This window comes from Flexivirga sp. B27 (assembly GCF_052905685.1).
On record NZ_JBPYUM010000003.1, the window covers coordinates 253695 to 273092 of the forward strand.

The following is a 19398-nucleotide window of genomic DNA, read 5'->3' on the forward strand; positions in this document are numbered from 1 at the left end:
GCCCTGAGCGGCCAAATTTTCGTGTCCGCTGAGTGCATTTGGTGTCCGCTCGGTCGGTGGGGTGGCATTAGGCTCGGGGCGTGCCCAACTGGAGGAATCGCGCATTCCGAGCGACTGACGTGCTGGCGACCCGCCGGCACGCGTCGACGCGCGACGACGCACCCGAGCGGATCCTGCAGCCGCGACGCGAGCAGGACGCTGTGCCGGTCGAGGAGTCGGTGGTCGAGAAGGCCCTCTACTGCAACGGTCAACGGGTGGAGGCGCCACACTCGTTGCGCGAGGCGATGCACCGGCTGCGCGGGCCGGACAAGCCGATGGCCTGGATCGGTCTGTTCCACCCGACCGAGGACCAGATCAATGACATGGCAGAGGTTTTCGACCTCCACCCGCTGGCCGTCGAGGACGCGATCGTCGCCCATCAGCGCCCCAAGCTCGAGCGGTATGACGACACGCTCTTCGCGGTGTTGCGCCCGGCGATCTACTTGGATGCCTCCGAGACGGTGCAGATCGGAGAGTTGCACCTGTTCATCGGCCCGGACTTCGTGCTGACCGTCCGGCATTCCGACCGGCCGAAGCTGGCTCCGGTGCGGGAGCGGCTCGAAGGCGACCCCGAGCTCCTGGCCCGTGGCCCGGAGGCCGTGCTCTACGCGATGATCGACTTCGTCGTCGACCGCTACGCCCCGGTCGTCGCCGGGCTGGAGAACGACATCGACGAGATCGAGAACCAGGTCTTCGAGTCGGACCCGGCCGTGTCGCGCCGCATCTACGAGCTGTCCCGGGAGGTCGCCGAGCTGCAGCGCGCCACCAAGCCGTTGCTGCAGATCATGCGTGACCTCGAAGCCGGTTTCGACAAGTACGGCACCGACGAGGAACTGCAGCGCAACCTGCGCGACGTGCAGGACCACGCCACCAGCGTGGTCGAGCGCGTCGACGGTTTCCGCAGCACGCTCGCCGACATACTCAGCCTGAACGCCACGCTCGTCGCCCAGACCCAGAACGAAGAGATGCGCCGGCTCGCCGAAGCCGGTATGGAGCAGAGCGACGAGGTCAAGAAGATCTCCGCGTGGGCGGCGATCCTCTTCGCACCGTCACTGATCAGCGGCATCTACGGCATGAACTTCGACCACATGCCGGAGTTGCACTGGGCGTTCGGATACCCCTTCGGGATCGCGCTGATGCTCACGGTCTGCTGCGTGCTGTTCATCATCTTTCGCAAGCGCAACTGGTTGTGACCCCACGCCGGTCGAGTAGGCAACCCAAGCTGGTCGAGTAGGCGAGCCGCTAGGCGAGCCGTATCGAGACCCTCGGAGGTTCGAGACCCGTCGGAGGTCTCGATACGGGCTCGTTCCTCGCCCTACTCGACCACCTTTAGGGGTTCGCGGCCAGGAAGACGAACGCCGCCAGCAGCACCAGATGTATGCCGCCCTGCAGGCGCGTCGCGCGTCCGGGCATGACGGTGAGCACGCCGATGATCGCGGTCACGGCGAGAAGCACGATCTGCACCGTCTCCAGGCCGAGGTGCAGATCGGTCGGCAACCAGATCGAGGCGACGGCAAGCACCGGGATCGTCAGTCCGATGGAGGCCATCGCCGAGCCGTAGCCGAGGTTCATGCTGATCTGGATGCGGTCGCGGCGCGCGGCATTCACGGCCGCGAGGGTCTCGGGGGCGAGGACGAGCAGGGCGATGATCACGCCGACGAACGACTGTGGCAGGCCGATCGACGCGATGCCGTCCTCCAGCGGTTTGGACTCCACTTTCGCCAGGCCGACCACCGCGATGAGCGAGACGAGCAGTAACACCAGACTCTGCAGTGCGGCCCGCGTGCTCGGTGGCGGAGCGTGGTCACCCTCCGACTCCTGGGTCGAGGGGTCATCGAGGTCGGCGAGGGCATTGACGCTCTCGCCCGCGCCGTGGGCGGCCAACGCCTCCGACATACGTCCCGGCGTGACACCGCCGGCGCCGTTGCGTGCCAGCGGGCGGTAGTCCTCTCGGCGCACGGGCAGGAAGAAGTCGCGGTGGCGGACGGTCTGCGTCACCACGAAGAGTCCGTAGACGGCGAGTGACGCGACAGCGGCGAAGGTGAGCTGTGACCCGGAGAACTCCGGGCCGGGGACGCTGGTGGTGAAGTTCGGCAGCACGAGTGTCAGGGTCGCCAAGGTCAGCACGCAGGCGAGGGCGGCGCCGGTGCCCTCGGCGTTGAAGGTCACGGTGTGATGGCGAATACCACCAACCAGCAACGAGATTCCGATGATGCCGTTGCAGGTGATCATCGCCGCGGAGAAGACGGTGTCGCGTGCGAGCGTGTTGGTGTCCGGGCCACCACCGACCATCAGCGTCACGATCAGCGCGACCTCGATGACGGTCACCGCCACCGCCAGCACGAGCGACCCGAAGGGTTCGCCGACCCGATGTGCGACCACTTCGGCGTGATGCACGGCCGCGAGCACGGACGCCCCGAGCAGCGCCGCGACGATGACGATCCAGGCGACGCCGATGTGATGTCCCCAGGTCAAGGGCAGCGGCACGAGCGCCAGGATCGGAACCCAGACGGTCCAGCGGGTCAGGGCGGTGCGCAGTCGAGTCGGGTTCACTCGCGCCATTATCCAGGGCGGCGGAGGTCATGTTTTTGCCGACAGGCCCACCGATGCACTGACAGGCCCGGCAATTCCGCGTCATACGGGGCGGAATCGCTGGGCCTGTCGGAATTTGCCGGGCCTGTCGGTGAGGTAGTGGTTACGGGAGGTAGTAGGTCGGGTTCGGCAGCTTGACCGGGACGAGCGCGTTCCCGCCGATCAGGTCGCTGAACTGGTCACCGAAGTTCGCGATGATCGTGTAGTCACCGCCGGAGGGGGACTGCACGTGCGCCCGGGTCTGCGACTTGTATTCGATCGTCGTGCACTTGTCGGTCGCGCACTTGATGTATGACGGCTGCTGGCTGTCACCCTCGCCGGTCCACTTGGTGTAGTAGTTGCGGGTGGCGAAGCCGGAGTAACCGACCTTCTGCAGGTTGCCGATGGTCGCGGCTTTCTGGTCGTCGTTGCGACCGGTCAGGCCGATCAATGTGCAGCCGGACTTCTTCGCGGCATTCACCAGGCTCACCATGCCCGGGGTCGCCGGGAATTTCTGACCCTGCACCCACACGTCCTGCAGCGGCGGGTCGAAGTTGAAGTTCATCGCCCCGTCCTCCATGTCGTAGGTCATCAGCGTCGTGTCGTCGGCGTCCAGCACGATGGCCGGCTTGGCGCCGAAGACGCTGCCGAGAGCGCAAGCGGCCGTCAGCGCCGGGGTGATTCGCTTGGACATCTGGGTCATCTCGGTGATGTATGGCGATGAGGTCTTGTTCGCGATGCCGTCCGAGTCGGCGTTGTAGTAGGTGCGGATCGTCGACTTCACCGAGTCGATGTTCGGGATGCCTTCTCCACCAACGGTTTTCCCGCTCGACCCGTCAGCCTTCATGGTGAAGTGCGTGCGCGGTGCGAGTCGTGGCTCGTGCTTGCCGGGCAGGTCGGGGGAGGGCAGGTAGTAGGTCGGGTTGGGCAGTTTCAGCGTGTGGTCGGCATACCCGCCCTGCAGGTCGGAGAACTGATCGCCGACGTTGAGTGCGATGTCATAGCCCATCGACTCGATGTGCTTGCGCGTGCCCGCCTTGTATTCCACGGTCGTGCACTTGGCGGTCGCGCACTTGATGTATGACGGCTGCTGGCTGTCGCCCTTGCCGGTCCACTTCGTGTAGAACCGGTCGGTGGTGAAGCCGGTGTAGCCGACCTTCTTCAGGTTCGCCACGGTGGCGGCCTTCTGGTCGTCGTTGCGGCCGGTCAGCCCGAAGATGGTGAAGCCCATCTTCTCGGCGGCCTTGACGAAGCCGACCATCGCCGGCGTGGCCGGGAACTTCTGGCCCTGCACCCACACGTCCTGCAGCGCAGGATCGAAGTTGAAGTGCATGGCAGCGTCTTCCATGTCATAGGTCATCAGCGTCGTGTCGTCGGCGTCGAAGACGATGGCCGGCTTCTTGCCGTGCGCCTTGCTGCTCTGGTAGAGGCCCTTGAGCTTCTTCTCCTGCTTGGCGACGATCGCATTCATCTCGCTGATGTATGGCGACGAGGTCTTGTTCGCGATGCCGTCGGAGCCCGCGTTGTAGTAGGTGCGGATAGTGGACTTCACCGAGTCGATGTTCGGGATGCCTTCTCCGCCAACGGTTTTGCCGCTCGATCCGTCGGCTTCCATGGTGAAGTGCGTGCGTGGGGTGAGCTGGTGATCCGCCCAGGACGAGAGCGACTTCACGAAGCTGTGTGCTGACTTCGCGGGCGGTCCGTGGTGGGCGGAGTCGGCGCTCGCGCTGGGCGCGATGGTGAGCGCTGGTGCTGCCGCCGCGATGGTGATCGCGGCGATCGTTGCTGCACGACGGTGCATGGTTCATCTCCAAGTCGTGGCGGAACAGGGCCAACTGACACTACTGCGGTGAGCGGCCCGGTGCGGTCATGTCGGCGGAAGACGTTGTGATCGACCGCGGCGCCACCTTGGAAATGGATCTTCTTCCCTGTCGAGACTTTGAAACAAATTTACGTCGGCTTGGTCCGACGCGGCCCGGGCATCCGGCACTGTTGCTTGCAGGATCGGAGCTATCGGCTGTATGCCGCCCGCAGTGGGCGCCCGATGCCGGCCTTGGAAGGAGCCAGCATGACCACCCCTACGTCGCACCCGACCCGTTCACGAGTTCGGAAGGGAACGGCAGCGATCGCTGTCGCGCTGGTCGCGCCGGCGCTCGCCATGGTGGCGGCTGCCCCCGCCTCGGCGCAGGAGATTCCGACGCCGACGGACGGCCACAACATCAAAGTGTCCAGCTTCACGAAGGTGGAGGATCTGCAGCGGACATATGAAGTCACGATGACGGATCCGGCCATCAACTCGGTCTACAGCGTCTACGGCGCGAAATTGCGCGTGCGCATTACCCTGCCCGAGGGATATGCCGACTCGGGCCGTTCCTACCCGTCGCTCTACCTGCTGCACGGCCACCCCGGACACGTGGAGCAGTGGACCGACACCAAGGCATACGGCGGACAGGCCGAGCAGATCACGGCCGGCAAGGACGTCATCGTGGTCACTCCCGAGGGCGGCAAGGCCGGCTGGTACACCAACTGGACCAACAGCCGCTTCCCGCAGAACTGGGAGAAGTTCCACATCAACGACCTGATCCCCTGGGTGGACCAGAACTTCCGGACCGAAGCCAGCAAGCAGCATCGCGCGATCGGTGGACTGTCGATGGGCGGCTACGGCGCTGTGCACTACGCGTTCAAGCATCCGGACCTGTTCAACCACGTCTCCAGCTACTCCGGTGGTCTCGACATGGAGGACCAGGCCGTCCGCGTTGCGGTGATCGGCAGCGTGAATTACCAGGGCATGGGTCCGTTCGACAGCCCGTTCGGTAGTCCGATCTTCCCCTTCGACGGTGCGTGGAAGAACGAGAACCCGGTGCGGCACGCGGACCAACTGCGCGGTGTCGGGATCTCGTTGTATGCCGGCGACGGCCCGAACATCATCGAGCAGGGCGCCAAGAACTCCACCAACACCCTTGCGAATGCGCTTACCGCACAAGGGATTCCGCATGTCTGGGGCATGTACGGCCACGATGTGGACTACGGAGGCTTCCACTGCGACGGCAACCACAACCAGTCGTGCTTCAACATGGCGCTGGCCAAGGACATGCCCAGGATCCTGGCTGACATCGGCTGAGCGCTCGCGCTGGTTGAGCTCGGTCATCTCTTGTTGTGGCTGGCCGTCCAAGCTCTGGCCCGGGCATTGCTGACTGAGAGCTCCGCGATCCGCGTCGGACCCGCTGGGCGCTTCTGGACCGCTGCGTCAGCCAACGAAATTGAAGTGATAGTCCTCGCCCTCCTGCAGGGTGGGCGCGAACGGGTTGTCGAAGCCGAAGCTCGCCTGATGAGTGAGTAGCCAGTCGTTGGCGGGAGCGCCCCAGGAGTAGATGCCGGGGCCGTCGCCCTCCTCGAAGTCGATGGCCAGGCCGAGTCCGTGGTTGGACGTGCCCGGCTCCGCCGCACGTGGTCGGCCGAACTTGTCGAACCAGTACTCCTGCTCGGCATACGAGCGATAGGTGAGGTCGATCGTCGCGAAGTGACCGAAGCGCCGGCGGAAGGCCCGTTGCAGTCGGTGCAGCGCAGCAAGCGCGGCGCCGTTCAGATAGCGCGGCGTGGTGGGGGAGTAGCCGGGCTCGAAGTGCGCGTTTGCGTTGTAGTGCAACGGGATCGGGGACAGCAGGTGCTCGGGGATGCGGCCGTTGAGAGTGCTCGGATCGGTCGCGTGCACGGTGATCGTGCCTGCGTTGACGAAGCCGCGATCGGTGGCGACCCACGGGCCGTCGTCGACGAGTCGCCCGGTGACCAGCTCGTGGTGGGCGTAGCGGCCGACGACCCGGTGGTCGAAGCCGGGACCGGACCGGATGTTGGCGAACATGTTGTCGGTGGTGACCCGCCCGACGAACTGTGGACAGGGCACCGCCGGAGTCGTCGCGGGCCGCTCGGGCGTCAGGTAGTCGGTGCTGACCCAGGCGCCGACGAGCGACCCGTCGGTGATCTGCAGCCAGTCCCGACGGTGCAGCCCGGTGAGTTGGGCGCCCGGCGCCAAGCCGCCGACGCAGGGGTATGACGTGCTCGGCCCCATGCGGACACGGAGCTGATCGATGTCGGGCGCGACGTAGCGCGTGCAGGTGGCGTCGCTGGTCTCGGCGGTTGCCGACCCGGCGGGCACAGCAGACATGGTCGCTCCCTCCCTAGCGGTCACGAATCCATTGGACCAGAGTCTGCAGGACGGAGCGTGCGACTCACCCGATTGTCTTGCGAACTCGGGGGCAGGGCACCGTCAGGATCGCTGCCGGGGTGATGTAACACGGACTTCGCTGCTCTACTGTCAGCACTGATCGACGAGCGGAACCACGAAGTTCACGGGGCGGGGCGGTCAGCAAACTCGCAACAGCCAATGCCGGAGGACGCCCAATGGAGTTTCGCCAGTTGGAATACTTTCGCGCAGTAGCGGATCGGGGATCGCTGTCTGGAGCGGCGAAGTTGTTGGGACTGTCTCAGCCGGCTCTGACTGCCGCGATCAGGAAGCTCGAGCGAGACGTCGGCGTGCAGTTGCTTGAGCGGTCGGCCCGCGGCGTCGAGCCGACCGACGTCGGGCGGTATCTGTTGGCAAATGCCCGACGGCTCCTCGGTGAGCGGGATCGTTTGGACCAGACCATCTCGCTGATGGCGAACGGCCTGGTGGGCAACCTGAGTGTCGGCCTCGAACCCATGGTCATTCATGAAGTGATGGCCGATGTCCTGACCGAGTTCATTCGGCAGGCCCCCGGCGTCAACGTGACATTGACCGACACGACGCCGGATCGCATTCTGCACGGGATCCGGGACGGATCACTTGACGTCGGCTGTGTCCCCTTCGCCGCGGACCGCTTCGGCGACGCGGTTGCGCAGGTGTGTGACTGGTCGCCTATCGCTCGCATCGCTGTGCGGCTGGCCGTGCCTCGCGAGCGAGCGGGCGAGGTGCATCCTGACGGTCATGGCTGGGGCCGATGGATCCTGCCGCGTCAGATGGACGAGTTCTCCGGGATGCCCGACGACGCCCGTGCGGCCCTCGGCTCGGACCCGGACTTCTCGATGATCGAGGTGTCGACGCCGCAGACCGCGATTGCGTTCGTCGCCGCAGGTCTGGGTGTTTCGCCGGTCACCCAACAACTGGTGGGCGACGACCCCCGGGTCGCTGTCCTTGACGGACCGTCATGGATGCGGCCTATGCAAGCCACGGTGATATGGCGGCGGGATCAAGAGATGACCCCGCACATCCGTCGTTGGCTTGACGCGTCCCGACTCATCGCGACCCGCCGACTCGGGCCTGCGAATGTGATCTGAGCCATAAATTCTGTGTATGCCATGATCGAGCGGCTTTATCGCGATCAACGGGTTGAGTCAAATCAAGATCTCACTATTCGGAACGCATAAATAGCCGTTCCAGGAACGCTCGGATGCGTCCAAGGCGCACCGGAATCTCACGCATTTGCGCAGGTCAGCGCGCTGCGACCGCCTGGTCGTCGAACTGGTTCCTGGCTGCTGCCCGACGAACTCGAGTCGAGCAGTTCCGCCGAATCACTTGTCGCCGAACGTGTGATGCGCCACAACATGTCGCAGCGCCAGCGGTCGAGATTGACCACCGCGGCGCTCCCCAGATGTCGACCAGAGGCACTGCACACCACCCACCGGCAAGCCCATCGAGAGAAGTCATGACCCAGACAGCAACCGTGAACAACACCGACCCGACCAACAACGAATTCCTGCCGCTCACCGGCGAGGAGTATCTGGAGAGTCTCAACGACGGGCGCGAAGTGTGGATCTACGGCGAGCGCGTCGAGAACATCGCCGAACACCCTGCCTTCCGCAACTCCGCCCGGATGATCGCCCGGATGTATGACGCCCTGCATGACCCGGAGCGTCAAGAGATCCTGACCGTGCCCACCGAGTGGGGTGGGCGCACGCATCGCTTCTACCGGGCTCCGAGCACGGTCGAAGAACAGGTCGCGTCCCGCGACGCCATCGCAGAGTGGCAGAAGATCGCGTGGGGATGGATGGGCCGCTCGCCGGACTACAAGGGCTGTTTCCTGGGCACTCTCGGAGCGAATGCCGAGTTCTACCGTGGCTACGAAGACAATGCGCGTGCCTGGTACCGCAAGGCTCAGGAGCGCACGTGGTACATCAACCACGCGATCATGAATCCGCCCGTGGACCGGGCGAGCGGGCCTGGTGCCGGCAAGGACGTCTTCGTGCACGTGACCAAGGAGACCGACGCCGGTTTCTACGTCTCGGGCGCGAAGGTCGTCGCCACGGGATCTGCCCTGACGCACTACACGTTCGTCGGGCACGTCGGACCGGCCGGCGTTCAAGACGCGGCATACTCGCCGGTCTTCATCACTCCGACGAATGCTCCTGGCGTCAAACTGATTTCGCGGGTGTCGAACGAATACCGCGCTGCGACGACCGGCTCGCCGTTCGACTACCCACTGTCCAGTCGGCTTGACGAGAACGATGCCATCCTGGTGCTCGACAACGTGTTCATCCCGTGGGAGAACACCTTCATCTACAACGACCTCGAGCAGGCCAACAAGTACAACATCCACTCCGGTTACCTCGAGCGCGCTTCGTTGCACGGCTGCACACGTTTCGCAGTGAAGCTGGACTTCATCGTCGGACTACTGGCCAAGGCGCTGGACATCACCGGCGCTGGCCAATTCCACGGCGTGATGTCACAGCTGGGCGAGGTCATCGCATGGCGCAACACGTTCTGGGCCTTGTCCGACGCCATGGCCAAAAGCGAGGTGCCGTGGGTGGGCGGAATGATCCAGCCGGACGCGCAGTTCGCCGGCGCATACCGAGTCATGAACCAGCTCGCGATGCCGAAGATCAAGAACATCATCGAGCAGATCGTCGCCAGTGGACTGATCTACCTGAACTCCAGTGCGGACGACTTCAAGGTACCTGAGCTGAAGGGCTACCTCGACACCTACTTGCGCGGCTCGGACGGGATCCAGGCCGAGGAGCGGGTCAAGGTGATGAAGCTGCTGTGGGACTCGATCGGCACGGAGTTCGGCGCGCGTCACGAGCTGTACGAGATCAACTACATCGGCAGCAACGACGTAACCCGGCAGACCAACCTCTTCAGCGCACGCGGCAACGGCAAGCTCGAGGACTGGAAGGCGTTCGCCCAGAGCGCGATGGACGAGTACGACCTGGATGGCTGGACGGTGCCGGACCTCATTGGCCCGAACGACGTCAGCGTCTTCCGGAAGGGCTGACATGGCTATCGCAATCGACGCCGCGCAGGTGTCCTACGCAGTGCCCGATCTGGATGTTATGGAGCGGTTCCTGACGTCATTCGGTATGACGAAGGCGCCCGGCAGCGATGAGCAGACCCTCTACATGAGAGGCACCGGCACACAACACCACATCCATGTCACGCACAAATCCGCGACCCAGCAGTTCATCGGAACCTCGATAGAGGTTGCGACTCGGGACGACCTTGTGGAACTCGCCGACATGCCCGGTTCGTCGGCGATCACCGACTCCACGGAGCCCGGCGGTGGTGAGCAGGTCGTGATGCACACTCCTGATGGTTACGAGATCCGAGCGATCCATGGCCGAGCAGAAGCAACGCCGATCGAGACGCGGGAACCGTTCGAATTCAACAACATTCGCGACAAACGACGAGTGTCCGAGTGGGTCCGCGTGGAGCGGGCGCCGCAATCCATCGCCCGGTTGGGACACTTCGTGCTGCACGTGTCTGATCACGACCAGACGATGGGCTGGCTCAACGACCGGTTCAATTTCCTGCCCTCGGACTACTTCTTGCCGCCCGGCGAGGAAGGGCCGGTCGTCGGGACCTTCGTTCGCCTCGACCTGGGCAAGCAACTGGTCGACCACCACTTCACGCTGATCCTGCAGTCGGAGCGCGTCGGTGTGCACCACAGCGCGTTCGAAGTCACCGACATGGACGCGGTGATGGCATCGCACGACTTCCTCATCGAGCAGGGGTACACACAAGACGTCGGGGTCGGACGTCACCTGCTGGGCAGCCAGATCTTCGACTACTGGAAGGACCCGTTCGGCTTCCGGGTCGAGCACTACACCGACGGTGACGTGGTGGACGCGTCCCACCAGCCAGGTGCGTTCAATGGCACGGCGAGTGAGACGACCCAATGGGGCAACCGCCCGCCGCTGGAGTTCTTCGAATGAGCGTCGCTACTGCTCCGATCATCGATGACGACCTGCGGCACAAACTCACCCAGGCCGGGACCGCCGCCATCGCGAACCTGCTCTACAAGCGTGGGCTCCGCAACACCATGCCGCATGGTCTCCGCCCGCTTCGCGAGGGTCAGCCGGCACTGGTGGGCGAGGCCTTTACGCTCCGGTTCATCCCGGCGCGCGAGGACCTGGATGACATGAGTCGGTACTCCCGCGAGGACAACATTCACCGGCGGGCAATCGAGGAGTGTCCCGCAGGGAGCGTCCTGGTCATCGATGCTCAAGGCTGCACACGCGCTTCCAGCATGGGTGACCTGATGGCGACTCGGCTGCGAGCGCGTGGTGTCCGCGGGGTTGTCACCGACGGCGGATATCGCGACGGTTCCGGCATCGTGGAAACGAATTTGCCCTGTTTCCAGGCGCATCCGGCCCCACCGGCGACGCCGATCGCCCTTCACCCGGTCGCGTTGCAGGAGCCCATCGGCTGCGGAGGAGTCGCCGTATACCCAGGTGACGTGGTCCTCGGGGACAGCGATGGCGTCGTGGTGATCCCGAGTCACCTCGTCGCACAGGTGGCCGAGGAAGGCGCTGCGTCGGCGCAGTACGAGCACTTCGCAGGGCTGCAACTGAAGGCTGGACGCTCGCTCTTCGAGGTGTTCCCTGCGACTGACCAGAGCAAACGCGAATACGACGAGTGGGTCGCTGCGGGGCGGCCCGGGCAGGAGTGACCGACATGGCAGACAACGACCGGACCTTCGACAAGCTGTCTCTGGAGCGACTGGTGCATGACACCGACTTCGTCGAGGAGGAGTGGATCGACTACCCGGACTACGGATTCCGGCAGTACTTCCTGCACAAGAACACCGAGACCGGCGCGAGTATCGCACTGTTGGAATACGAAAAGGGCGGACGCATCCCGACGAAGCACACGCACGCGTCGAACCAGTTCATGTACTGCCTCGAAGGGGACTACGAATACACCGACTCGGGTCTCCGCTTGCACCCCGGATCGTTTTACGCGAACCCCAAGGATCACCCGCACGGGCCGACCATCGCCCACGAGCGCAGTGTGCTGATCGAAATTTACGACGGACCGCACTACTACGAGAAGCCGGAATATCACACCGACGAAACCATCGGCGATTTCCTCGCAACCGACTGACACACAACGCTTTTCACCTAAGGAACCCATCATGACAGCAACTACGACCGATAGGTCGGCCGTTTTCGATACTGCCGGTGTGCTCGCAAAGTTCGGGCTCGACTCGGTGCACGCGGGTGCCTACGCGCCCAGCAACGGCTGGTCCGACCCCACCGCGGCCGCGGGGGAACTACTGGAGGCCGTGTGCCCGGCCGATGGAACGGTGGTGGCGCGTATCGCGCCGGCGACCGGGCAGGACTACGACAGGATCATCGAGGACGCAATCACCGCGCAGCGTAAGTGGCGCGATGTCCCACCGCCTGCGCGTGGTGCCCTGGTCCGACGCATCGGGCAGTTGATCGAGCAGAACCTCGACGATCTGGCCGCACTCGTCTGTCTCGACACGGGCAAGTCGATCATGGAAGCCAAGGGTGAGCTGCGCGAGTCGATCGACATGTCGACCCTCGCTGCAGGGCAGGCCCGGATGCTCTACGGCGTCACCCAGCAGTCGCAGCGCGCCGATCACCGAATGTACGACCAGTGGTTGCCGCTCGGAGTCGTCGGGATCATCAGCGCCTACAACTTCCCCGGGAATGTCTGGGCGCAGAACGCGTTCCTCGCAGCGATCGCAGGTAACACGGTTATCTGGAAGCCCAGCCCGAAGGTTCCGCTCACTGCGATCGCGTTGCAGAAGCTGGCTGTTCAGGCCAGTGCGGAGCTTGGTCACGCAGGCGTCTTCTCGATGTTCATCCCGACCGATGACTCTGTCGCTGAGCGGATGGTGGCCGACGACCGAGTCGGACTCATCTCGTTCACCGGTTCGACCGGTGTCGGCAAGAAGGTCGCCGAGAGCGTGGGCCGCACTCTTGGTCGGCGTTACCAGCTGGAATGCTCCGGCAACAACGGGTGCATCGTGGACGAGACAGCCGACCTCGAATTGGCGGCCAAGGCACTCACGTTCGGCGTCGTGGGCACCACCGGACAGCGTTGCACCAGCACGCGGCGAGTCATCGCACACCGCAGCATCGCCAACCGACTCGTCGAACTGATGAGCCGGGCGTTCGACCAAATCGCGGTCGGTGACCCACGGGATCCCGAGACCGTCGTCGGCCCACTGATCGATCCGCCCGCGGTGACTCGTTTCCAGCAGGTTCTTGCCGACGCTGAGCGGGCCGGGGCTCGAATCGCTCACGGCGGCCGACTCATCGACCGGCCAGGTCTGTATGTCGAGCCCACCATCGTCGTCGATGTCGACCCGAAGTCGCAGATCGCGCAGGAAGAGACGTTTGCGCCCATTGTCTCCGTCCTGGTCTACGACGACTTGGACGAAGCGATCGCCATGCACAACGACGTCGCACAGGGCCTCGCATCGGGAATGCACAGCACCAACCTGATGAACATCGAGCGCTTCCTGTCCGCCCGCGGCAGCGATTGCGGCATCGTGCGGATCAACATGGGCACGACGGGCGCAGACGTCGGCGCGGCGTTCGGAGGCGAGAAGGAGACCGGGGGCGGTCGCACCGCAGGGTCCGATGCTTGGCGGGAGTTCATGCGCCGACAGAGCGTTTGTGTCAACTGGAGCGGGAAGTCGGCCTGGGACGATCGGATCCAGCTGTGACCGGGGTGCGGCAGAGGTTCCGCGCGGAGCAGGTGCGCGAGCCTGCCGACGGCATGTGGTCCAACTGCCTGCGCGTCGGCGATCTGATCTCCGTCTCGGGGATGACGGCCCGCGGAGCTGACGGGGAGACGGTCACGGGCGACGAATATGACCAGTCCATGGTCATATTCGGCAAGATCCGGGATCTCCTTTCGGCTGCGGGTGCGCAGATGGACGACGTGTTCAAGATGACGATCTTCGTCACCGATATCACCCAGAACAGCAAGGTTTGGGACGCGCGCAAGCAGTTCTTCACCGGTGATTTCCCGACCTGCACATTGGTCCAGGTCGCAGCCCTGGCCAAGCCGGAGATCTTGTTGGAGATCGAGGCCCTGGCAATCGCAGGCAGCAGCACCACTCACTGACGGTGTAGGTCCGCGCATCTCGCGCGGACCTACACCACCCTCCGAGACACTCCGAACCGAAGGAACAACCATGTCCACAGCCAAGTCACGACCGGTTCCGGTCGCTCAGCAGGTCGAGTCGGCGGCTCCCGGCGAGTCGATCGACTCATCCCTGGCTTCGGCCGCCGAGGACCATTCGCTGGTCAGCGTTCCCCCTGAAGACCGCAAGAGTGGGTGGGAACTCTCGCTCAGTCCGATGAGTGTAGGCACCGCGCTGGTGATCTTCGCGATCTCCGGATTCACTGTCGTGCTCGCGGGCTTCGGGCTTGGCCTCCTGGCGGGCCTGATCGTGGCGGTCGTCGGGGTGCTGCTGGGTCGGGCACTGGGCCAAATGGCCTATCAGACCGGTATGTCGAGCACGCTGACCGCACGCTTCTTCGGCTTTGGCCTCCGCGGCTCCGCAGCCGGCTCAGTGATATTTGCGGTGATGATTCTGGGGTTCCTCGCCGTGGAGTCAGCACTCCTCTACGAAGGCACGCTGCTGGCCTTCGGTTGGAGCGACACCTGGCTGACCAAGATCGTCATCTACGGGATCCTCGCGATTCTGTGGACCGCCCTGGCGATCTTCGGCCTGAAGCTGGCGTTGCGGGCGACCGGGGTCTTGATCGTTGTCACCATCGTGGTTGCGGTCTACATGGTCTTCCACATCTACGCCGCCGGGGACGCCAGTATGTCAACGGTTTTCAGCTACCACGGGGTCGTGCCCGGCGGTTGGTGGCCTCGACTGGAGGCAGCGCTCGGACTGATGGGCGCGACCGGCGGGACCATCGCGCTGGTGACCACCGACTTCGCCCGCTACTGCCGGACCGGACGGGACGTCACGATCCTGTCCGTCAGCGGGCCATTCATGCAGAACATCGTGATGACGGTGCTGGGTTCGCTGGTGGTCATCGGTGGCATGCCAGAGGTCGTGAAATACCTGATGGCCCACAACTCCGGGATGACCGCGGCCCAGGCCGGTGAGGTGGGTTCCGGCTACGTGATGGGGAACACCGGCGCGTTCTTCGTCATCTTCGCAGGCTGGCTCGGCTTCGTCACGATCTACGCGGCTCAGGCCAAGGCGCAGGCAATCAATGCGTATTCGGGGTCGCTGTCTCTGGTCAACCTCGTGGACGTGCTGTCGGGTCGCAAGCCGGGTCGAGCAGTGATGGTCGTAGTTGCGAATGTCATTGCCCTGGCGATGATTGCGGCCGGGATTCTCGACAGCTTCAACAAGTATCTCGCCCATCTGGGCGCCTGCACCTTCGCGATGTGCGGTGTCATGATGGCCGACTTCTACCTGATGCGCCATCGGCGCTTCGACATCTCTCGCCAGCGGATGGAGATGTGGAACTGGGCCGGACTGATCAGCCTCGTGGTTGCTGCGGCAGTCGGGGTCGTGCTGATCGCGACAGAGGTGTTCCCGCTCGGATTCTTCGTGTCCTTCATCGTGGCGATCGTGCTCTACCCGGTATTGCGCACCGTCATGCCGGAGGGAACAGGCACATCGTTCGCCGTCGAGACCGAAGCTCTCGACGAGGCTGTCTGAGCGACCGATGTCTGCCACACCAGGTCACCCGATCGCTCCGCACCCCGGACGCACCCTCAGCAGGAAAGGAACCTCCATGTCGGAGTTGATGTGGAACTTCGAGTTGTACGAGAACGCCGACGAGGCCGTCACACTGCCCGCGGCATCGGCGCCGCCGCAGTTGACGGATCCGCGGTCGCTGCGTGATGCGCTCGGCAAATTTGCCACCGGTGTCGTTGTTCTCACTTACGAGGCCGGCGGCGTCTACTACGGCGTCACGGTCAACTCGTTCACCTCGGTGTCGATGGAGCCTCCGCTGGTATTGATCAGTATGCAGCGCAGCTCACGAGCGCTCAGCTACCTGCTCGAACGACCGTTCGCGGTCAACGTCATGGGCAACGAACAACTGCTCACTGCACTGCAATTCGCGGGCAAGCCGCAGACTCATCAGATCGAGTGGGTGTGTGACGAGAACGCCCCGTGGCTGAATGGCTCGCTGGCGTACTTCCAGTGCACTCCGTGGGCGGCATACGACGGTGGCGACCACGTGCTGGTGCTGGGCAAAGTGTCCTCGTTCGGGCAGGAAACGACCACCAAACCGTTGCTGTTCTACCAGGGCGCGTGGCGCGGGCTGGCGCAACCAAGCGATGGATCGACGGAGGTGTGGGGATGAGAACCACTGAACTGAGCCCGGATGTTGCGGCGGTGGTCGATCGCCTCACCGCGGCATACGACCTCTTCCAGCTCGAGGCCGAAGTGGGTGAACGATTGCGGCGTCCCAGCCCGGCGGTGCGTGACGCGCTGTGCGAGAGCGGCGTATTCAAGCTGATCATGCCGAGGGAACTCGGCGGCCTGGAGGCAACCCCGACCGAGGTGCTCGACGTCATCGAGAGCTTGTCGTACGCCGATGCGTCACTGGGCTGGTTGGCCAGGTCCATCGTCACCGAAACGGCACTCGCGGCGACCTACCTGCCGCAGGCGGCGATTGACGAGTTCCGCGCGGACGGCTTTCCGCTGGTCAGCGGGCACGCGACGTCCTACACCGGCACGACGAAAGAGGCAGACGGGGGATACCTGGTCACCGGCACATGGCATTTCGCCCCCGGGACGTCGGTGGCTACTCATCTGAACCTGTCGGTGACCAGCGCCGACGGCGAGCCGCTGGTCTGCCTCGTGCCGCGTAGCGATGTGTGGCTGGCGGACAACTGGGACATGCTCGGCCTACGCGCGACCGCAAGTCTCGACTACTCGGTCAAGGACCTGTTCGTGCCGGAGCGAATGACGTTCCGGATCCAGCCCGGGAAGGCACTGCGCGGCGGCGAATCCAGCCACCTCAGTCCGGCGCTGCTCGCTGGGCTGCACCAGTCCGCCTGGTCACAGGGAGTCGGGCGACGCATGTTGGAGGAACTCCGCGCGCTGGCTCAGCGTCGCGATCCGGCACAGGGAGCGCCCGTGACCACTGATGATTTCTTCGCGGAGTTCGCTCGGCACTACTCGCATGTGCGCGGCACGATGGCGTTGATGCGTGAAACCTGGTCGGGCATCGCGACTGAGCTCGGCTCGGCGCGGTCGCTGACCGACGAGCAGGAGACGATGGCCCGTCTTGCCTCGAGCCTGGCGACCCGCACGGCGCTCGAGATCGCTCAACTGGTGCACCGCTTCGCCGGTGCGCAGGTCATGCGGAAGAGCGCGATACAGCGATTCTTCCGGGACAGCCATGCCGGCAACTTGCACCGCGGTGCTTCGACCGTCGTCACGACCCAGTGCGGACGGATGCTGACCGAAACTCTCCCCGAAGGGACCCACTGGGGCTTCTTCGATCTCGCCACGCCGGACCCGATGCTGGCCCAGGGCTGACAGCCCTCGACCGAGAAGAACCGCGAAAATCCCTGCCGCTGAGACGGATTCGCACCTGGCAGGCGCACGTCAAATTAAGCAACCCCTTGAAATTGGAGATCTTCATGTGCACTCTTTGTGGCCCGAACGAGGCCGGAGGTCAGCACCAGGGAAGTGGTATCGGCCGGCGCGCGATGTTGGCCGGGGCAGCAGCGACACCGGCGCTGATGGCCGCTGGGGCAAGTGCCGCGACTGCCGCGCCGCGTAAGAAGCCTGCACACCTCGAGTTGGTGCTGCTCGGGACTAAGGCAGGGCCGCCCATCGATCCTCTCCGCACCGGGATCGCATCCGCGCTCGTGGTGGATGGTGCGACCTACGTGATCGATTGTGGGCGGTCCGCGACCACGCAATACCTGCGTGCAGGGCTGACGTTCAAGTCGCTCAAGGGCATCTTCGTGACCCATCTGCATGCGGATCACATCGCCGACTACTACAACTTCTTCCTACTCGCAGGCAGCGTTCCCAATCAAGAGGGCGACAGCCTGCCCGGGCCGATCCCGGTCTACGGTCCCGGGGCTGCGGGGGGCCTGCCTCCGACTTTTGGGGGTGGCACCTCCCCGACGATCAACCCGGACAGCCCTACGCCCGGCATTGCGGAGTTGACCGACGATTGCCACAACGCCTACGCCTACAGCAGCAATGTGTTCCTGCGAGACATGGGGATCCGTGACATCCGCGAACTGGCAGATGTGCACGAGATCGCAGTCCCGAGCAGCGCCGGCGCGACGTTCGAGAACACCGCGCCGCAGATGGCGCCGTTCGTGGTCATGGAGGACGAGAATGTTCGGGTGAGCGCGATCCTCGTGCCGCACGGTCCGGTGTTTCCGGCATTCGCCTTCCGGTTCGACACCAAGTACGGATCCGTCACCTTCTCGGGTGATACGACCTATACGCCGAACATCCCGCGGCTGGCGCGGGACACCGACGTCCTCGTGCACGAGGCGATCAATGTGCGGGGCTGGAGAAACGGCACTCCGGTGTTCGTCGACCATCTGTTGCAGTCCCACGTCGAGGTGCAGAAGGTGGGACCCATCGCCCGGCAGAGCCGCGCTCGGCACCTGGTCCTCAGTCACATCTCCGACCTGCGTGGCAACCCGCTGCCCGTCGCGCAATGGCGCAAGTGGGCGCGTGGCGGGTACCACGGCCCCGTGACGATCGGGGAAGACCTGCAGCGGATCCGGATCGCCTGAGCGCCGACAGCCGCCTCGGCTCGTTACTCACCAGGGCAACGGCACGCCGTCCTGGAAGAATCCGCCAGTGCCGCTGTCGCTCGGCAGGTCCACAACCTGTTTGATGCTGGCGGCGCCGTCGGGCACGGGGCGTCCGCCGTCGCTGGCTTCGGTGGCGGTCCAACCGGGGCTGGCGGCATGCACGGTGATGCCTTCCCCGTCGAGTTCCGCGGCCAGCGACCGGGTGAGCGCGTTGAGCGCTGCCTTCGAAAGACCGTAGGCGGGTTGACCCGCGGTCATCCGCGTCAACGACGCATTCTCGCTGGAGACGTTGACAATGCGCGCGTCGTGGCCGCAACGCAGCAGCGGCAACATGCACTGGATGACGCGCCACGCCGAAAAGAGGTTGAGCTCCAACGTGGCTCGCACCACGTCGAGGTCCGCGGTGGAGGCTCGCTGCGGGCCGTCGAAGAGGCCTCCCACGTTATTGACCAGCACATCGAGGTGACCGTGGTCTGCACGGATCCGCGCTGCCGCCGCTTGGACGCTCGTGGGATCCGTCACCTCGAGCTGGATCGGGTGCACGTCGCCGCGGATGTCGGTGGCCGCTGCAACGACGGCTTCTTCATCGCGTGCGCTGAGCAGCACCGTGTCACCCGCTGTCGCCAGTTGTTCGGCGAGCGCGCGACCGATGCCCCGGGTAGCGCCGGTGATCAGGACAGTGCGTGCAGGACGGGTCATAGGAGAGCACCTTCTGTGTCGAGTGCGTCGGAGTGGCGGTTGGAGAGCGAAGATCGGACCTAGATGATATATGATCAAATCTA

At 64.5% G+C, this 19398-nt stretch carries 17 protein-coding genes; 13 read left to right on the forward strand and 4 right to left on the reverse strand.

Going from position 1 to position 19398, the window contains the following annotated elements:
- The first annotated feature begins 80 nt into the window (after positions 1-80).
- The gene (locus ACSZL9_RS13490) at positions 81-1232 is read left to right on the forward strand and encodes a magnesium and cobalt transport protein CorA (RefSeq protein WP_446666020.1); all 1152 of its coding nucleotides are present in this window, start codon (positions 81-83) and stop codon (positions 1230-1232) included.
- A gap of 136 nt (positions 1233-1368) precedes the next feature.
- Here ACSZL9_RS13490 and ACSZL9_RS13495 read toward each other — a convergent pair whose 3' ends face one another.
- Positions 1369-2592: a calcium:proton antiporter gene (locus ACSZL9_RS13495; RefSeq protein ID WP_446666021.1), complete on the reverse strand. Its 1224-nt coding sequence runs from the start codon at positions 2590-2592 to the stop codon at positions 1369-1371.
- 142 nt (positions 2593-2734) lie between these two features.
- Positions 2735-4411: an HAD family acid phosphatase gene (locus tag ACSZL9_RS13500; RefSeq protein ID WP_446666022.1), complete on the reverse strand. Its 1677-nt coding sequence runs from the start codon at positions 4409-4411 to the stop codon at positions 2735-2737.
- A gap of 267 nt (positions 4412-4678) precedes the next feature.
- Here ACSZL9_RS13500 and ACSZL9_RS13505 point away from each other — a divergent pair, with 267 nt between their 5' ends.
- Positions 4679-5731 carry an alpha/beta hydrolase gene (locus ACSZL9_RS13505; protein WP_446666023.1) on the forward strand — a complete coding sequence of 351 codons (1053 nt, stop codon included), beginning with the start codon at positions 4679-4681 and terminating at the stop codon, positions 5729-5731.
- 126 nt (positions 5732-5857) lie between these two features.
- Here the strand turns inward: ACSZL9_RS13505 and ACSZL9_RS13510 are convergent, their stop codons facing one another.
- Positions 5858-6772: an SH3 domain-containing protein gene (locus tag ACSZL9_RS13510; RefSeq protein ID WP_446666024.1), complete on the reverse strand. Its 915-nt coding sequence runs from the start codon at positions 6770-6772 to the stop codon at positions 5858-5860.
- 236 nt (positions 6773-7008) lie between these two features.
- Between ACSZL9_RS13510 and ACSZL9_RS13515 the strand changes: the two genes are divergently transcribed.
- The 11 genes from ACSZL9_RS13515 to ACSZL9_RS13565 all read left to right on the forward strand — a co-directional run bounded on the left by ACSZL9_RS13515 (position 7009) and on the right by ACSZL9_RS13565 (position 18595).
- The gene (locus ACSZL9_RS13515) at positions 7009-7920 is read left to right on the forward strand and encodes a LysR family transcriptional regulator (RefSeq protein WP_446666025.1); all 912 of its coding nucleotides are present in this window, start codon (positions 7009-7011) and stop codon (positions 7918-7920) included.
- Between the two features lie 368 nt (positions 7921-8288).
- The gene (locus tag ACSZL9_RS13520; RefSeq protein ID WP_446666026.1) at positions 8289-9854 is read left to right on the forward strand and encodes a 4-hydroxyphenylacetate 3-hydroxylase N-terminal domain-containing protein; all 1566 of its coding nucleotides are present in this window, start codon (positions 8289-8291) and stop codon (positions 9852-9854) included.
- Between the two features lies 1 nt (position 9855).
- Entirely contained in the window at positions 9856-10791 is a 936-nt protein-coding gene (locus ACSZL9_RS13525; protein ID WP_446666027.1) for a VOC family protein, read from the forward strand.
- Complete coding sequence (locus ACSZL9_RS13530; protein WP_446666028.1) at positions 10788-11528, forward strand: ribonuclease activity regulator RraA; 741 nt, start codon at positions 10788-10790, stop codon at positions 11526-11528. Before ACSZL9_RS13525 ends, ACSZL9_RS13530 begins: the two co-directional genes overlap by 4 nt.
- A gap of 5 nt (positions 11529-11533) precedes the next feature.
- The gene (locus tag ACSZL9_RS13535) at positions 11534-11962 is read left to right on the forward strand and encodes a cupin domain-containing protein (protein WP_446666029.1); all 429 of its coding nucleotides are present in this window, start codon (positions 11534-11536) and stop codon (positions 11960-11962) included.
- Positions 11963-12041: 79 nt separating this feature from the next.
- Positions 12042-13559, forward strand: a complete 1518-nt coding sequence (locus ACSZL9_RS13540) for an aldehyde dehydrogenase family protein (RefSeq protein ID WP_446666030.1) — start codon at positions 12042-12044, stop codon at positions 13557-13559.
- A gap of 5 nt (positions 13560-13564) precedes the next feature.
- A complete protein-coding gene (locus ACSZL9_RS13545) occupies positions 13565-13963 on the forward strand; it encodes a RidA family protein (protein ID WP_446666031.1) in 399 nt (132 codons plus the stop codon).
- Between the two features lie 70 nt (positions 13964-14033).
- The gene (locus ACSZL9_RS13550) at positions 14034-15530 is read left to right on the forward strand and encodes a purine-cytosine permease family protein (protein ID WP_446666032.1); all 1497 of its coding nucleotides are present in this window, start codon (positions 14034-14036) and stop codon (positions 15528-15530) included.
- A gap of 76 nt (positions 15531-15606) precedes the next feature.
- Positions 15607-16182: a flavin reductase family protein gene (locus tag ACSZL9_RS13555; RefSeq protein WP_446666033.1), complete on the forward strand. Its 576-nt coding sequence runs from the start codon at positions 15607-15609 to the stop codon at positions 16180-16182.
- Positions 16179-17366 (forward strand): hypothetical protein, encoded by a 1188-nt coding sequence (locus tag ACSZL9_RS13560; RefSeq protein ID WP_446666034.1) that lies wholly within the window; start codon positions 16179-16181, stop codon positions 17364-17366. The genes ACSZL9_RS13555 and ACSZL9_RS13560 overlap by 4 nt, the downstream gene beginning before the upstream one ends.
- Positions 17367-17572: 206 nt before the next feature.
- Complete coding sequence (locus ACSZL9_RS13565; protein WP_446666035.1) at positions 17573-18595, forward strand: MBL fold metallo-hydrolase; 1023 nt, start codon at positions 17573-17575, stop codon at positions 18593-18595.
- A gap of 27 nt (positions 18596-18622) precedes the next feature.
- Here ACSZL9_RS13565 and ACSZL9_RS13570 read toward each other — a convergent pair whose 3' ends face one another.
- Positions 18623-19315 carry an SDR family NAD(P)-dependent oxidoreductase gene (locus ACSZL9_RS13570; protein ID WP_446666036.1) on the reverse strand — a complete coding sequence of 231 codons (693 nt, stop codon included), beginning with the start codon at positions 19313-19315 and terminating at the stop codon, positions 18623-18625.
- Positions 19316-19398: the final 83 nt, after the last annotated feature.

Bases quoted from the DNA above. Each gene is read 5' to 3' on its own strand.
- ACSZL9_RS13500 (WP_446666022.1), bottom strand. From the start codon at position 4,411: ATGCACCGTCGTGCAGCAACGATCGCCGCGATCACCATCGCGGCGGCA.
- ACSZL9_RS13505 (WP_446666023.1), top strand. From the start codon at position 4,679: ATGACCACCCCTACGTCGCACCCGACCCGTTCACGAGTTCGGAAGGGA.
- ACSZL9_RS13510 (WP_446666024.1), bottom strand. From the start codon at position 6,772: ATGTCTGCTGTGCCCGCCGGGTCGGCAACCGCCGAGACCAGCGACGCC.
- ACSZL9_RS13515 (WP_446666025.1), top strand. From the start codon at position 7,009: ATGGAGTTTCGCCAGTTGGAATACTTTCGCGCAGTAGCGGATCGGGGA.
- ACSZL9_RS13520 (WP_446666026.1), top strand. From the start codon at position 8,289: ATGACCCAGACAGCAACCGTGAACAACACCGACCCGACCAACAACGAA.
- ACSZL9_RS13525 (WP_446666027.1), top strand. From the start codon at position 9,856: ATGGCTATCGCAATCGACGCCGCGCAGGTGTCCTACGCAGTGCCCGAT.
- ACSZL9_RS13530 (WP_446666028.1), top strand. From the start codon at position 10,788: ATGAGCGTCGCTACTGCTCCGATCATCGATGACGACCTGCGGCACAAA.
- ACSZL9_RS13535 (WP_446666029.1), top strand. From the start codon at position 11,534: ATGGCAGACAACGACCGGACCTTCGACAAGCTGTCTCTGGAGCGACTG.
- ACSZL9_RS13550 (WP_446666032.1), top strand. From the start codon at position 14,034: ATGTCCACAGCCAAGTCACGACCGGTTCCGGTCGCTCAGCAGGTCGAG.
- ACSZL9_RS13555 (WP_446666033.1), top strand. From the start codon at position 15,607: ATGTCGGAGTTGATGTGGAACTTCGAGTTGTACGAGAACGCCGACGAG.
- ACSZL9_RS13560 (WP_446666034.1), top strand. From the start codon at position 16,179: ATGAGAACCACTGAACTGAGCCCGGATGTTGCGGCGGTGGTCGATCGC.
- ACSZL9_RS13565 (WP_446666035.1), top strand. From the start codon at position 17,573: ATGGCCGCTGGGGCAAGTGCCGCGACTGCCGCGCCGCGTAAGAAGCCT.
- ACSZL9_RS13570 (WP_446666036.1), bottom strand. From the start codon at position 19,315: ATGACCCGTCCTGCACGCACTGTCCTGATCACCGGCGCTACCCGGGGC.